Source organism: Paenibacillus sp. P5_B5, from assembly GCF_056400365.1.
Genome location: NZ_JBFULK010000002.1, coordinates 321,589 through 336,411, shown reverse-complemented (window position 1 = coordinate 336,411; position 14,823 = coordinate 321,589). Strand labels below are relative to the sequence as shown.

Annotated in this window: 13 protein-coding genes; 3 read left to right on the top strand and 10 right to left on the bottom strand. The window is 41.6% G+C overall.

Annotation, left to right across the window (positions count from 1 at the left end):
- Positions 1 to 152: 152 nt before the first annotated feature.
- Entirely contained in the window at positions 153 to 1,571 is a 1,419-nt protein-coding gene (locus AC1DOK_RS04210; RefSeq protein WP_477552978.1) for a WD40/YVTN/BNR-like repeat-containing protein, read from the bottom strand.
- 275 nt (positions 1,572 to 1,846) lie between these two features.
- Between AC1DOK_RS04210 and pyrH the strand changes: the two genes are divergently transcribed.
- Entirely contained in the window at positions 1,847 to 2,584 is a 738-nt protein-coding gene (pyrH, locus tag AC1DOK_RS04205) for a UMP kinase (protein ID WP_477552977.1), read from the top strand.
- A gap of 213 nt (positions 2,585 to 2,797) precedes the next feature.
- Here pyrH and AC1DOK_RS04200 read toward each other — a convergent pair whose 3' ends face one another.
- From AC1DOK_RS04200 to AC1DOK_RS04180, 5 genes are all read right to left on the bottom strand, one after another.
- Positions 2,798 to 5,095, bottom strand: coding sequence for an ATP-dependent DNA helicase (locus AC1DOK_RS04200; protein ID WP_477552976.1), 2,298 nt, complete (start codon positions 5,093 to 5,095; stop codon positions 2,798 to 2,800).
- Between the two features lie 78 nt (positions 5,096 to 5,173).
- Positions 5,174 to 6,121: a UV DNA damage repair endonuclease UvsE gene (gene uvsE, locus AC1DOK_RS04195; RefSeq protein ID WP_477552975.1), complete on the bottom strand. Its 948-nt coding sequence runs from the start codon at positions 6,119 to 6,121 to the stop codon at positions 5,174 to 5,176.
- A 26-nt stretch (positions 6,122 to 6,147) separates the two neighbouring features.
- On the bottom strand, positions 6,148 to 6,426 hold the full coding sequence (locus tag AC1DOK_RS04190; RefSeq protein WP_477552974.1) for a hypothetical protein: 279 nt from the start codon (positions 6,424 to 6,426) through the stop codon (positions 6,148 to 6,150).
- Entirely contained in the window at positions 6,416 to 6,925 is a 510-nt protein-coding gene (locus AC1DOK_RS04185) for an ABC transporter permease (RefSeq protein WP_477552973.1), read from the bottom strand. Before AC1DOK_RS04185 ends, AC1DOK_RS04190 begins: the two co-directional genes overlap by 11 nt.
- Positions 6,926 to 7,229: 304 nt before the next feature.
- Complete coding sequence (locus AC1DOK_RS04180) at positions 7,230 to 8,045, bottom strand: sulfite exporter TauE/SafE family protein (protein WP_477552972.1); 816 nt, start codon at positions 8,043 to 8,045, stop codon at positions 7,230 to 7,232.
- 399 nt (positions 8,046 to 8,444) lie between these two features.
- Here AC1DOK_RS04180 and AC1DOK_RS04175 point away from each other — a divergent pair, with 399 nt between their 5' ends.
- Positions 8,445 to 8,690, top strand: a complete 246-nt coding sequence (locus AC1DOK_RS04175) for a hypothetical protein (protein WP_477552971.1) — start codon at positions 8,445 to 8,447, stop codon at positions 8,688 to 8,690.
- On the opposite strand, the gene AC1DOK_RS04170 is transcribed toward AC1DOK_RS04175, so the two are convergent.
- Positions 8,659 to 9,495: a ZIP family metal transporter gene (locus AC1DOK_RS04170; RefSeq protein WP_477552970.1), complete on the bottom strand. Its 837-nt coding sequence runs from the start codon at positions 9,493 to 9,495 to the stop codon at positions 8,659 to 8,661. The genes AC1DOK_RS04175 and AC1DOK_RS04170 overlap by 32 nt on opposite strands.
- Before the next feature lie 309 nt (positions 9,496 to 9,804).
- Here AC1DOK_RS04170 and AC1DOK_RS04165 point away from each other — a divergent pair, with 309 nt between their 5' ends.
- A complete protein-coding gene (locus AC1DOK_RS04165) occupies positions 9,805 to 10,953 on the top strand; it encodes a cation:proton antiporter (protein ID WP_477552969.1) in 1,149 nt (382 codons plus the stop codon).
- A gap of 123 nt (positions 10,954 to 11,076) precedes the next feature.
- Here the strand turns inward: AC1DOK_RS04165 and AC1DOK_RS04160 are convergent, their stop codons facing one another.
- The 3 genes from AC1DOK_RS04160 to AC1DOK_RS04150 all read right to left on the bottom strand — a co-directional run bounded on the left by AC1DOK_RS04160 (position 11,077) and on the right by AC1DOK_RS04150 (position 14,769).
- Complete coding sequence (locus AC1DOK_RS04160; RefSeq protein ID WP_477552968.1) at positions 11,077 to 12,327, bottom strand: MFS transporter; 1,251 nt, start codon at positions 12,325 to 12,327, stop codon at positions 11,077 to 11,079.
- Between the two features lie 596 nt (positions 12,328 to 12,923).
- Positions 12,924 to 13,745, bottom strand: a complete 822-nt coding sequence (locus tag AC1DOK_RS04155; protein ID WP_477552967.1) for a Cof-type HAD-IIB family hydrolase — start codon at positions 13,743 to 13,745, stop codon at positions 12,924 to 12,926.
- Between the two features lie 142 nt (positions 13,746 to 13,887).
- Positions 13,888 to 14,769 carry a M15 family metallopeptidase gene (locus AC1DOK_RS04150; protein WP_477552966.1) on the bottom strand — a complete coding sequence of 294 codons (882 nt, stop codon included), beginning with the start codon at positions 14,767 to 14,769 and terminating at the stop codon, positions 13,888 to 13,890.
- Between the last annotated feature and the right edge of the window lie 54 nt (positions 14,770 to 14,823).

The following is a 14,823-nucleotide window of genomic DNA, read 5'->3' as shown; positions in this document are numbered from 1 at the left end:
TGTACGATATTCAAATCATAATGTCAAATATATGTTGCATTTTGGGTTGTATATCACGCTATTTACCATTTCTATTGCCATGATGCAATGATGAGCAAACTAAATACCCAGTGAAATCAATCACTGGGTTATGTATTAATATGCAATTGATATTATTTTGGATTAGACCATGTCTTACCACCGTCAGCAGTAACCTTCATTTGTCCATTAAGAAACACCCAACCATACCCGTCCATACGAAGTAAAAATTGGGAAGCGTCTTTCAACTCCATATTTGGCTCGACCTTCTGCCAATCCTCTTTGATGTATGTATCCATCGTATAGATGGTCTTTCCGTCCATGGAAATCGCCCGACCCATAATTAAATTATCAAAATAATAAACAGGAGGCTCCTGCACATCCCTTAATCGGTAGTTAAGTGGGAGCCAAGTCTCACCATCATCATAAGTTTCGTAAAGTATATATGTTTTCTGATCATCCTGTACAAATTCGGCAATGAAGAGCCCATGATGACCATTTTCCTCATCGAAAACAGGAGGGAGTGTATTAGCATATCCATTTTTGAATTCATCAGGGATCTCAACTTGCTGAACTTCCCACGTTTTACCACCATCTTTGGTCCGGAATAAAGGGAAATCTACCTGTCCGTGGTACGTTGCCGTGATCCAGCCTTCATTCGGAACCCGAAATGTGACTCCTGTAGGATATCCGCTTATAATGCTGCTAATGTCTCCGATACGAGCCCACGACTTCCCAGAATCGTCCGTTCTATAGAGAGATTTGTTCATTTGTCCTAATCCAGGGGAAGAAGTAAGAAGTACATAGTTTGCCTCATAATCATCAATACTGCTGTGTGTTGTAACATCTGATGAGGTTTCCCATTCTTCTACAGTCGGTAGTGCCACCGTTTCCCAACCTATAGACTCACCACCTCCATCTTGAATGCGATGAGTAGCAAGTAGTTTCGCCTGCTTCTCACTCCTAAGATAGTAAGCAAAACCTAAGAAATAATTTTGAAAATCACCGCCGATCAAACGGTCCTTCGCTCCGATTCCATCTGGAATCCTAACCTCCCATGTCTTGCCCACATTACCGGTGTAGAGAAGTCTTCCGTCTCCGATTCCCCAGCCTTCAACGCCGTCCATGCCCATTATTCGGGATACCTCAGTGATGACAGGTGAGGGCTTCGCTATTGGCTTAGCAGGCTTAGCAGTTGCGAGTGGTTTGCTAGTAACATGTTGGGAAGAGCTAGGTGACAACTCCGTTGGTGTTACGGATGCGGTAACATTGGCAGAAGCAGTTGGCAATGGGGATTGCACGATTGGCACTGGAGACTGCACGGTTGGTACAAGAGATTGCACGCTCGGCAACGGTGTTATCGTTTGTTCAGGCAAAGTCGTAGCCGTAGCAGTTGGACTCGGCGCCTGTGGCGCTGATGCTTGCACGGTAGGTTGTGCTGAAGGCTGTACAGAAGGTTTAACAGCATCGCTTGCTTGACTGGAATCACAGCTGCTCAGCAATAAGCACCCAATCAGGGATAATATCATATAAACAGGAATTCGGTTCTTCAACTGCATCACTCCTTCTCAACAATTAGACGCAGGTCTTGGGAAATAGTTACAAAACAAAAAGTGGTGAGTAATAATGGATTATATTGCCAACTGTAATAATATGGTTTGCAACATTCTAATATCCGTTTATAATTACTTATTAAGAATATTCTAAATAAAAGGAGGAATATAAGATGACGGTTAAGAGGCCTTCTCGCTTACAGTTCATCCCTATTCCTTACATTAAACACTAAAGCATCTATTGCTTTAGTGTTTTTATTTTGGAGGGTGAGAGCATGAGGTATAAAAGAGTCCTTATTAAGCTTAGTGGTGGAGCAGTTGCGGGTAGCAATGATTTTGGATTTGATCCTGAGAGATTAGAACACATAGCAAATGAAGTGTTATCGGTTGTCAGCATGGGAGTCGAGGTTGCGATCGTAATCGGCGGTGGTAACATTTTTCGAGGTAATATGGGGGAGAACTGGGGAATTGCTAGAGCAGAGGCAGATAATATTGGCACACTCGCAACGGTCATCAATAGCTTAATGCTGAGAGGCGCACTTAAGTCGAAGACAGAAACACAAGTACGTGTCATGACTGCGATCCCTGTATCCTCAGTTGCGGAGCCTTATATCCGTCTTAAAGCGATCAATCATTTGGAAAAAGGGTATATTGTCATTTTCGCAGCTGGGAATGGTCAGCCATTCGTTACAACCGATTACCCTTCTGTACAAAGAGCAATCGAAGTCGAGTGTGACTCCATTCTTGTAGCTAAACAAGGTGTAGATGGCGTCTATAGTTGTGATCCTAAGCTGAATCAAGAGGCTAAGAAGTACGACTCTCTTCACTATAATGACGTTCTTCAACATGACTTAAGGGTTATGGATCAGTCTGCTTTTATCCTCGCTAGGGATTATCGCATACCCATTCATGTGTTTAATTTCAATGAACCGGGTTCGATGAAACAGATTCTATTGGGGATGAATACAGGAACGATTATAAGTGAGGATTCAAGATTAACCGTTAGTAAATAAGCCATCATAACATACACCCTATTCGGAGGAAGTATAGAGAATATGTATACTTACTGAATAGAATCAATTTCATAATACCTTTAGCTGCTTCAATCAAGGCTATATATAGATCAAAACGGTTTAATTTGTCTATATATTGTTTCAACTACATGGATTCAATGAGTTATGAAATTGATTCAATAACAAACTAAAAACCGTCCATGGACGGTTTTTTTACTCTCGTGCTAACACCGTATACCCGCTCCACTCTTCAGGCAATAGCCTCTGGTATGAAGCATGCAGGTACCGATCATCAACTAATACCAGCAGACCTGTGTCTTGCTCAGAACGAATTAGTCGTCCACCTGCTTGCAGCACCTTATTCATCCCTGGAAACAGATACGCGTAGTCATAGCCATTCTTGCCCGATTCGTCAAAATACCGCTTCATGATGTTACGTTCCACACCCAGCTGAGGTAAGCCAACTCCAACGACAACGACTCCCGTTAACCGATCGCCTACCAAATCAATTCCTTCCGAAAAGATCCCCCCCATTACAGCGAACCCAATCAAAGTTTGTTCATTATCCGCGGAGAAGGCAGTCAAGAAATGCTCCCGTTCCTCTTCTGTCATACTCCCTTGCTGCAGGATTGTATTTATACCTCTCTCTTCTTCCATAAAAGCTTCGTAAACATCTTTCATATAAGCATAAGATGGGAAGAAAAAGAGGTAGTTCCCGAATCGTTGTTCAACAAGCTGCTGCAGCATCCGTACTAGCGGTACTTTGGTTCGTTCTCGATCTTGGTACCGAGTAGATAGCGGCATAATATGTACATCTAATTGGTCTCTAGAAAAAGGCGTCGGAATGGAGACGTTATAATCCTCTGGATCTGCTCCTAACATATCTCTATAGAATGGCATTGGAGATAGTGTGGCTGAGAAGTAGATATGTGATCTATAGCCTTTGCCCATCTGCTGTAATAAATGTGAAGGGTCGAGACAGAACAGCTTTAACTGAAGGTCCTTGCTTGTAACTTCTGAGTAGGTAACATAACGTTCATCATAGAGCTTACTAATTCTAATAAAGCTCTGAGCTGAGAAATAAGCGTCTAACAGCAATTGATTCGATCCATTGCTACCAGAGGATGTGACCAGCTCTCTCTCTGCTTGAACGACAAACTCTTCGACAAGCGTCACTAGTTCTTCGGGCAGTTCTTTGGCAACATGATGCTTGTCCTCAATCTGCTTACGCAGTGCGATAAAAAATCCATTCACTGCTTTGGCTGCCTTAGAAACTTCGGAATTGATGGTTTTGAACTCTCGCTGCACAGCAAGAATATCTGATTTATGTAGCGTAGCAGAAAACATCTCTCTAGCCCGATCCACCAAGTTATGTGCCTCATCAACTAATAACGCTGTTTGGCTTTTCTTTTCAGCAAACATTCTTTTTAAAGAAACTCGTGGATCAAAGATGTAATTGTAGTCACAGATGACAGTATCAGCGGCATACGCAAGATCAAGTGAGAATTCGAACGGACATACTTGGTGCTTACGAGCATATTGCTCAATGACCTGCCGATTCATCAACGTTTCATGGGATAGGATATCGAGCACAGCGCCATTAATCCGATCATAGTAGCCATCCGCGAACGGGCAAGCTTCCTTCTGACATCTGACTTCATCTTGAAAACAAACCTTGTCCTTCGCTGTAATTGTCACTGTGTGCATACGAAGACCTTTGGACTCCATTAGGGTAAAAGCCTCTTCCGCAGCAGTTCGAGTTATCGTTCTGGCTGTCAGGTAGAAGATATTCTGAAGCAGCCCATTACCGATCGCTTTAATCGTTGGAAAAGTGGTTGAGATTGTTTTGCCTATGCCTGTAGGGGCCTTAGCCAAAAGGTTAACGCCTTCTTCTATGGTCCGATAAACCGAGCCTGCAAGCTTCCGTTGCCCTGCTCGATAAGACTCGAATGGAAATTGCAGCTCGTTGATACTCTTATCTCTTAATTGCTTATGCTGATCCAGCATCTCAGCGTATGGTGCGTACTGCTTAATCACATCGTTCACGAAACTCTCTAGCTCCATATACGACATCTCTTGTACAAATCGCTTCTGCTCCTCCGTATCCACCTGCACATAGGTTAACTGAATTCGCAACTTCTCTGCCCCATTTTCCTTGGCATACATATAAGCGTAGCACTTCGCTTGCGCCCAGTGGACAGGATATAGATCCTCCGTAATGCGTTCAATATTCGATGCTGTTGACTTTATTTCATCTATTGTAATCTGACCGTCCTGAACTAGCAGACCATCACAACGCCCATCTATGACAAAGAGGAGATCGTTATAAGCGACCTCCGCTTGTAAATATACTTCCTTCTGATCTTGTTCTGTATACTGCTTCTGTACTTTCTGGTGAGCCTTCGTCCCGTCTGTCAGTGTGCTCGTAGTCCGGAACCCAGAATCAATACTCCCGCTTCTAAACACATATTCTACTAGAGGTCTCACTGCTATATGAACCGAACTCTGCATGTTATCACCTACAACCAATTATTGGGGAACATTCGTTCTTTTATTGTACCATGCAGTGGTCATAATGACATACTTAAATTACCATTCCAGAATGCCGCCATCGACACGCTTAATCCCGCGGACTTTAGCTAAATTTTCTGCCAGACAAAAGAGAGCCAGATCCTTACTTTTGGCTTCAATCATGACGTTAATTTGCTCTAGATTCGCTTCTTTACATCCTTTAAGGAAGTGGAGTAAAAGTTCGGGGGCAATATAATCGGCATGAGACCGAACATTGTGTTCATTCTTAGGTGAGGATACATGAATTTTCGGTGAGATCATTCCCCAAGTGTTCAGAATCCGCGGTAACAATTCTAGTGGTGTTTGGGAGGAAGGGTTGCAATAGTCGTGATGAAGGTCGAGCACCATTGGGACTCCTAGTCTCTCACATACTTCGAGAGTTTCCTCTGTCGTATAGGTTTTATCATCGTTCTCGAATGTAATTCGTTTGCGCACATAATCAGGTACCGAAGGGAAATTATCATATAGCTTGGCTAATGCGGCTACTTTATCACCATATACGCCGCCTACGTGGATGTTGATGTTACTGGACATATCAAGTCCCATACCATCGAGTATAGCCGCATGATATTCCAAGTCCTGAATAGCGGAGGCAACAACCTTGTCTGAGCCATTTAACAAGGTGAATTGACCTGGATGCATACTAAGTCGAATATGATTATGGTAAGCGAATTCACCCATTTTTCTCAATTCCTTCGTATACTCAGCGCTTACATTAATCATGACATCAGGATGAGTCGCCAGAGGAATGAGCGCTGAGGACATGCGAAGCATTTGAATGCCGTGCGCTGCGCAATAATACATAATCCGCTGTGTCGCATGTAAGTTTTTACATCCGATTTGGATTGCCCGCTCCATAGCTTCCTCACGAGGTCGCTGCGAAAACAATTTATAAGTGAAAGTAGAGCTTGGCGTGTTGTTATAAATGGCTATCGCTGTCGAAACAAATCCAAGATTAATGAGCATACGTCCTCCATGAATTTCGCAGTTAATCAAAGAGCAAATTTACGTTTACTCAGAACCATTGCTAGTAGTAGAAAACCAATTCCCATCCCCATAATGACAGATAGAGGAAATAGATCTGCAAGAGTGACTGAGCCTTGCTCAAGAACAGATGTAAAGGCAATAAGCCATTTTGTAAAGGTTAGATTACTAAGTAATTGCATACCTTCAGGCATTTTGGCAAGAGGCATAAAGGCTCCCCCAAGTAGTGATGCGAGTATGGCAAAAGTAGAAGCTGTAAGACTTGCATTCAGCTCACTACTCAGCATACTGACAAATTAACAGAATCGATACCATAATCTGCAGGAGTGACATAGCAAAATTAAAAACAAAGTTTGCTGTAATATACGTATTCGTAGGATGAGGTGTAAGCTTATAGCGTCTCAATATGCCATCCTGCTGATCTTTAATAAAGCTGCAAGCGGTGAGTACACTTGTCACAATAAGCGTAAGGAGAATAAAACCTACACCTCTCTGCGCAACAGAAATACTCGCACTTTCCATCTCTTGTAATATTTCAGTTAGCCCTTTCAGTTCCCCACTTGATACATATTCACCGACTATCCCCTGTATCACAGGCTCTAATCTATTATCAATGCTGTGAATAACATAGTTCTGCTCGCCTTGAAATTCTATCACAGCAACATACTTAGACATAATTAAATCCGTCTGAATCGAAGTAGCATCAACCTCGCGGATTTTGACACCTTCTATTTGCATGACACTTTGCTCAAAGTTATGACCTACAGCAGAACCTGATTGATTCATTATGCCCAAGTGGATCGAAGGCTTATAACAGGAATAAGGAATGTGATCGTAAGCTTCATCTTATTTTTCAACTGACGTCTCCATTCATTCTTTGCAATTAACCATATACTCATGCGACTAGAGCCTCCTTCTTGAATCCTAGCACGGAACCTATCGTGAACAATAAACCGACTATTGCACATAAGATGAGCGCTAGCGTGTAGAGTTCTGCGTAATTAAATATGCCTACCGAAATAGTGGAGGGAATTATATCTATAAATACAGCCGTATTATAGGCACATAAATTATTCTCTTCAATACAATGTTATACAATCGACAACCACACTTTAATAGCAGTGAATGAAATCAGAACAATCAATCCATAGCGCAAATACTTCACATTGATCATAGAGCTTACTCGCGAACCGAGTGGAGCCCCCAATATACTCCCAATGACCGTTATAAGAATTGGTGTGATTGGAATATGACCTGCTACGATCTTGCCAATAACACCGCCAATGGCCGAGATAAATACGATCGCAAGCGATGACGCAATCGTTGTTCTAGTTGGGATTTTCAGCACAGTTAACATGATCGGAATAAGAATAAAAGCTCCACCTGCACCCACAATCCCTGATACAATCCCAACGAGGAATGCAGAAATGATTGCAATGGGTCTATTAAATGTTAGCTCCTGCAGTAGATTCTCTTGCTTGTTCTTGTTCGGAATTAGCATCAACACAACCGCAATTATGGCTAAAATACCATAGATGATATTGATCACATCACCATTAATAAATCTGGAGCTCGTACCCCCAATTAGACTTCCAAGCAAAATACTAATACCCATATTCAGAACAAGTCCCTTATGAATCATCAATGAGTTGCCGCTGCCGCTGCCTCTACCACTTCTTTTTTCTTTTCGACGAAATGCAATAACGCCCGCTAATGATGCAAAGAATACTTGAAACATGCTGATAGAGGAAACCTCTTGTGCTGTGAAATCAGCTACACCAAGGCCTGATGGAACAAATAATAGCAGCGGATAGTTGATGATGGCTCCACCTATACCCAGAAGTCCCGAGAAAAATGAACCGACAAATCCCAGAACGACCATATCAATCCATAGTAAAAAGTCCATATAACCTCCTGCTCAAGAAGAAACGGCTTCGCCGTCCTTATAGGACGGTACTAACAAATTCATATGAATTAGGTGATCGACAATGAAAGCTTTACTCAAACGCATATTTGAAAATAAATGTCCGAGGTGTAATGAACCTTTGTTATGTGAACATGATCCTATATGTTGTGTTAAAGCTTGCCCGCAGGGTCATTACAAAGAAGAAATCTATAGCTCCCTAGGCGTGAGTGTCGTTTATTTCTCCTAAGATGAAACGACTTCGCCGTCATTATAGGACCGATGCGTCACTAAATGATTACCTGCAGGCAATTCTGTATCTCATATCTATCTATATGCAATAATCCCTTCTTAATCCAATTAGCGAACTGAACAGCAGTTCGGAGTATTTGGAGAATGCACATGGAATACCAAAGTACACTCCAATACCTTCGTTACCTTCGCCCTCTCCCCAACCTTAACAAAGTTGGGGTAAGTCAGTTTTTTCTGTATTTTATTAAAAGATGGAAAGAAAAAATAGACCTCAAAAAAGCCTGCCTACTTGCTGTAGGAACAGGCTTTTCTTGGGTAAACCTGCTTGCTGGATCGTGGTTTGGCGCAAGCGCCACTAATGCTACTATCCGAGCGCCACATCCAGAACCATCATAACTGTGAATCCCATAATACAACCGATTGTTGCTAAGTCAGCGCTATTACTATCACCATTGCGTGATGATTGCGCTTCTGGAATTAGTTCTTCAACGACTACATAAATCATGGCTCCAGCCGCGAATGCAAGCGCATAAGGAAGAATCGACTGCATGCTCATAACAAGAGCGGCTCCGATCACACCCGCAATTGGCTCAACAATCCCCGAAGCTTGACCGTACATAAAACTCTTCGTCCTCGATAATCCTTCACGTCTAAGTGGAATTGAAACTGCAGCACCCTCCGGAAAGTTCTGTATACCGATCCCGATAGCGATAGCAATAGCAGCAGATAATCCTGTTCCACCGTCAACAGTACTAGCTGCCGCACCAAAAGCAACACCAACAGCAAGTCCCTCTGGAATATTGTGCAAGGTGATGGACATGACAAGTAATATGCTACGACGCCATCTTGTAGAAATACCCTCACTCTGCCCATTAGGAGCGCTAAAGTGCATATGAGGGATAAGTTTGTCCGCAATCCATAAGAATGCAGCTCCACCAACAAAACCAACTGCAGCAATAAACCACGCAGGAAGTGTTCTACCTTCAGCCATTTCTATGGCAGGAGCAAGTAGTGACCAGAAGCTTGCAGCGATCATTACACCAGCCGCAAATCCAAGCATCGTATTAAGTACCTTCTGATTAATTTCTTTAAAAAAGAATACAAGAGACGCTCCAAGTGCAGTAAGTCCCCACGTTCCTAAAGTAGCTATAAGAGCAAGAACTATAGGGTTCTGTAAATTCAACCATTCTAAACTCATCATAAATCTCCATTTCTTTGGGGTAGTACCATTTATACTTACTAATTAAAACTATATACCGGTATTATACAATGTCTATATTTTTTGTGACAAATATCTAATTATATGTGAATAGCTATTGAAAATTTTCGAAACCATAATATAGTACTAAACGTATAAGATTACTGGTAATGACAAATTGAATACTATAATCGGAGGAGCCTGTCATCACGGTTTGCAATCTTTTTATGCAAATTGTGTATTTGATATGCTCTTTTTGTGTTGCCATGAAAATCTAATAGATCACGAATACGAAAGGGGGATTTAACAATTATGCTTATTTTTCAATTAGCTATTATCCTTGTTGCATCTAAAATCGCTGGTGATATCAGTGTTAAATTAGGTCAACCCTCTGTGCTTGGTAAATTACTCATCGGTATTGTCTTAGGACCTTCCCTACTAGGTATCGTAAATAGCACAGATATTCTTCAAGAAATAAGCCAAATCGGTGTTATTTTGTTGATGTTCATCGCAGGATTAGAAACCGATACGGACGAGTTGAAACGGACAGGAAAGGCATCCACTTATGTGGGCATACTTGGAATTGTAGTCCCATTTGTATTAAGCTATTTGGCAGGTATCGTCATCGGTCTTCCTCAAATAGAGTCTATCTTCCTCGGATTATTACTTTCAGCCACAAGTGTCAGCATCTCTGTACAAGCGCTTAAAGAAATGAATAAGCTCAAATCTAAAGAAGGAACAACTATTCTAGGAGCCGCTGTTATTGATGACATTCTTGTCATTATTGCTCTAGCCTTTGTCATGAGCTTTGCAGGCGGAGATGCCAATCTAGGAATGGTTGTTCTGAAAAAAGTAGCCTTCTTTGCAATCGCTATCCTTCTCGCTTGGAAAGTAGTACCTTGGGTGCTGAAGAAATTCGCACCGTTACGTGTTTCAGAGGCTGTCATTTCAGCAGGTCTCATTATTTGCTTTGTGTTCGCTCTTCTAGCTGAATATGCAGGTATAGCAGGGATTATCGGAGCTTACATTGCAGGTGTATCTATTAGCTTAACGAAATACAAGCATGAAGTATTTGAAAAGGTTGAAACGATCAGTTACTCGATTTTTGTTCCCGTCTTCTTCACATCCATCGGGGTAACTGCTGAATTTGCCGGCATAACCCAAAATATTGGCCTTATAGTAATCTTGAGTATATTAGCTATCCTTACAAAGCTCATTGGCTCGGCATTAGGTGCAAGATTAGCTGGATTCAGCTGGGGGAGTTCACTCGGTGTAGGTGCAGCGATGGTTTCTCGTGGAGAGGTGGCGCTCATCATAGCGGCAATGGGGCTAGAATCCGCTCTACTCAGTAAAGATATGTTTGCCATCATCGTCATCGTGATCTTGGTAACAACTATTGTTACACCACCAATGATGAAGGTATTATTCAATAGAGCTGAGACTGCAAAGAAACACGTATAATTGGATTAAGGATTATCAGGATTACAATAGGAAAGAGGATACTTCATGTGAAGTATCCTCTTTCTCATATACCGAATCTAAACAAGCAGGTGTAACCTAGCTTGTGCTTAACTCATACTAAGTTCACGGCCTGCTCTTCCGTAATATTTTACCGAATACGATCATAATAGGGACGAGTAATAGACTCGACGCCACAAGTGAGGCGCGTATCGAAATTCGACTACCAATCCAGCCAACCATTGGTCCGCCTGCCGTCTGACCGAACGCATCCGACTGACTAACCATGGATAGAACGGTAGCCCTTGTCTTACTCTCAATATTCATATTGAGCCATGTGTTGTAAATGGGTGAGTTGATCATGCCTATCACTTTAACAGCTAATACGGAAATAATCGCCCATACGAAGTTAGGTGATAGGGCAAGCGACACGATTGCGGCAATACGTGCTCCAGTCAGAATAAACATGGCCACTGATATCATCCGTTTGCTGCTCATATCGACTCTTTTTTCCGTAAACTGTACTGCAACGATCCCGATAAGCGTCGAAATAGCAGCAATGATCCCAAACCATACCGCCATCGAGAAGGAATAGCCCTGAGGAAAACCGATGTCATGAATAAGATAAGTTTCCCACAAACGATCGTACCCTTCCGATGCCGCACCACTGAACAAAGTGACCGCGATTAGAATAATCAAAAGTGGACTTCGACGAACTACCTTCGCACCTGTCAGCCATGTGTTGCCCATTTCTTTCAAAGGTGAAGAATTAGCGGCTCGCTCTTGTCGAACAAACTTGGTCTCTTTCATGAATACAATCAAGAAACAGCCTAATCCTACATGCATAAGACCGCCTATCAAATAAGGTAAGTTGGGTGCGATAATCGACAATCCCACACTTATTCCAATACCAAATAAAGTACCTATTAGTGAAATACGCTGCGAGCGCATGAATACTTGACCGACTTGATCTTCTCCAAGCTCATCTACAATCCAAGCGGAATCCGCTCCGCTCACGAAGGTCCAGCCAATGCCAAATATGACTTGCGAAATGAGCAGCCAGATGAATACAGGGATTAAGGAGCTCCAATCCGCGATCCACAGTATACTACCTTCTAATATAAACCCACTACCCAGGATAAACATACCGATAATAATCGATATACGTCTGCTGTATGTATCCGCAACAACACCCGTAATTCCTTCAAATAAGAGCACTGTTAATTCCAAAACTGTCCCCACAAGAACAAGTTGTAATGGGCTTAGCCCAAGCTCTGTGACATAGTAGATGGCATAGGTTGTAAAGATCGTACTATTAGCTAGGGAAAGCATAAACATCATCATGATATAAACTTGTGACGTACGTAAATGATTCATTCTTGTATCCGCCTTTCGGGCAGATGATACGTCACGTCAAGTGCGTAATGATTACTTACTTTACTAGCGCATTACGCGCGTATCACTCTACCGTTCCTTATATTATTGTTCATTTCGATTGCGATCATTTGATTGACTGACATATCGAACACCTCCTAGATTTATGCTGTTTATTATAACTTAGTAAATTCTGTTTGAATAGTCTACTAATTTAGTCTAACAATTATTTATTGGTTACCTTGATTTCATCATCTATAAAAAAAGGAGCTGCCCTCAAATAGAATTGTCTATTTAAGGGCAGCGCGGGTAGAGCGGATAAGCGCTGGGCAGCGGTCAGCGTATAATCATTAACAGAATCATTAACAGGATAAAATCATGTTAATGTCGGCAAATCTGGCTTTTTTCAAGGATTAACCGGAAATCCTCCTGTTATTCAAAAAGTTTTGCTATCTAAGAAGCCGCACCTATTGAAATATAGGGAAGATTTCCAGTTATTCTAATCTATTGTCATGAATGTATGAAATTAACGGGAGAGAATCCGGTTAAATAGTATCCCATTTGCAAGATTCCCAAGCGGGGCAATCTCTGCTTCACTTTTATAAAGAGACCTCTTTTTTCAGAATAAATTCTTCTACTACCTTAGCAACCCCGTCATTCTTATTTGTATCGGTCACATAATTAGCTATTTCTTTGATATCATCAGGCGCGTTCCCCATTGCTACACCTAGTCCTGCATACTTAATCATTGCAATGTCATTATAGCTATCACCAATAGCAATAACCTCTTCTTGTTTAATACCAAGCTGCTGCGCAAGATGATGCAAGCTAGTTCCTTTATCGACACCATTCTCTGTGAACTCGATGAAGAATGGTTTAGAGCGCATAACACTTAGCTGGCCTGCCAACTGTTCTTGAAGTTTCTTTTCGAGACTAACAAGTCGATCAGGATGTCCTACCATTAATGTTTTGACAACAGGCTCTTGAACGGTTTGGACAAAACTCTCAACCTCGACTATTCTCATTCCCGTAATCTCACGTTCAATCTCTGTGTACTCATTATTCTCTTCCGTGATGATGTCATTGCCCATGTAGGTATGAATCCATACATCTTCTGCTTTACTAATCTCATATAATGCTTGAACCGTTTCTACTGGTAATGTGCTGCTAAATAACTCTTCGCCTGTTTGGCAGTTTATAATTTTGGCACCGTTAAATGATAGAATGAAGCTTCCGTATTTCTCTAACTCTAGTTCCTTGGCGATATCCACCATTCCAAATGTAGGTCGGCCGGATGCAAGTACAACCTTAACACCTGCCTCTTGTGCATCCATTAATGCACGCTTGGTACGTGGTGCAATAGAGTGGTCATCTTGCAGTAGTGTATCGTCTAAGTCTAGTACAATCATTTTGTATGTCATATCTTAACATCCCTTCTAGGCTGATAAACAATCCTCACTTCAAATAACAACAGATTACTACCTGCTACCATACCTGTTGCTATTACTATATGTTCAAATTATATCACTCAGTAGATTCGACTTGGAATAACAATATTTAGAATTACTTGGAATACTCCGTTATAATAACGCCACCCCTATTGTCTCCTGAAATATCATAGTCACGATTCTCAGGCAACTCAATATCCCTCTTCTTAGAAAGAGATTGATAGGAAATACGGAATTCTTCCCCTTCGATAACAGTCGAAATCGTTTGATTTTCGCGCAAATAATCTAAGTACTCTTCTAGTACAAAATTATTCTCCTGCATAATCGCGCTGTGAGGTAAACCGACATAACGGAAATGCCAGGGTTCATATTGAATACCTGTGATCTCTACTTTATCCTGAGGATATCGCATCACAAAGCCATATTTCCATGCGTTCTTCTTGAGCCATTTACCTTCGGGCGCTTGCTCCATCTTCGTCTGTGAGGAGCCTATATCAATCGATAAACCTAGATTATGTTCACTATAACCTGCCGGCATCGCATAATCAGCACCCAGCTCCTTATAGAGCTGTTTCTGTTCATCTAAGTCCCTAAATCCGCTGTTAATTAAGAAGCCATTAACCCCATCTCGGTTAGCTGCAGCTATCATCTTCATAAACTTACGAGCCACATCCTCTGACAAGCGGATGCTATTATCGAGCAAGCTATATCCTTTTACTAACTCTTTATGTTCAACTAGACGAATAACATCCGATTTAATCGCATCTTCATCAATCGGATATTCCCGATTCACGAGCAACAGATTGCCTTCGTGGATCTGATTATTGGTGATCTGCTGCTTACGCGTATTCTTAGAAACTAGTTCATCAGTTTGATGATCTTGCTCCGTATTAGATACTTCAGGAAACTCTACAACCTTCTCCAAGATAGGTACTCTATTCGTAGCAAAAAGCCACAAAGAGATGGCTAGTAATAGGATAAATGCCCATTTCTTCATCATTAATTCGCTCCCTAATTCTTATTAAGAATAGAATAAGAGAAACATTTTAAC

What these genes read in the sequence shown, in the direction of transcription:
- pyrH (WP_477552977.1), top strand. Translation starts at nt 1,847, where the DNA reads ATGAGGTATAAAAGAGTCCTTATTAAGCTTAGTGGTGGAGCAGTTGCG.
- AC1DOK_RS04200 (WP_477552976.1), bottom strand. Translation starts at nt 5,095, where the DNA reads ATGCAGAGTTCGGTTCATATAGCAGTGAGACCTCTAGTAGAATATGTG.
- uvsE (WP_477552975.1), bottom strand. Translation starts at nt 6,121, where the DNA reads ATGCTCATTAATCTTGGATTTGTTTCGACAGCGATAGCCATTTATAAC.
- AC1DOK_RS04190 (WP_477552974.1), bottom strand. Translation starts at nt 6,426, where the DNA reads ATGCTGAGTAGTGAGCTGAATGCAAGTCTTACAGCTTCTACTTTTGCC.
- AC1DOK_RS04185 (WP_477552973.1), bottom strand. Translation starts at nt 6,925, where the DNA reads ATGAATCAATCAGGTTCTGCTGTAGGTCATAACTTTGAGCAAAGTGTC.
- AC1DOK_RS04180 (WP_477552972.1), bottom strand. Translation starts at nt 8,045, where the DNA reads ATGGACTTTTTACTATGGATTGATATGGTCGTTCTGGGATTTGTCGGT.
- AC1DOK_RS04175 (WP_477552971.1), top strand. Translation starts at nt 8,445, where the DNA reads ATGGAATACCAAAGTACACTCCAATACCTTCGTTACCTTCGCCCTCTC.
- AC1DOK_RS04170 (WP_477552970.1), bottom strand. Translation starts at nt 9,495, where the DNA reads ATGATGAGTTTAGAATGGTTGAATTTACAGAACCCTATAGTTCTTGCT.
- AC1DOK_RS04165 (WP_477552969.1), top strand. Translation starts at nt 9,805, where the DNA reads ATGCTTATTTTTCAATTAGCTATTATCCTTGTTGCATCTAAAATCGCT.
- AC1DOK_RS04160 (WP_477552968.1), bottom strand. Translation starts at nt 12,327, where the DNA reads ATGAATCATTTACGTACGTCACAAGTTTATATCATGATGATGTTTATG.
- AC1DOK_RS04155 (WP_477552967.1), bottom strand. Translation starts at nt 13,745, where the DNA reads ATGACATACAAAATGATTGTACTAGACTTAGACGATACACTACTGCAA.
- AC1DOK_RS04150 (WP_477552966.1), bottom strand. Translation starts at nt 14,769, where the DNA reads ATGAAGAAATGGGCATTTATCCTATTACTAGCCATCTCTTTGTGGCTT.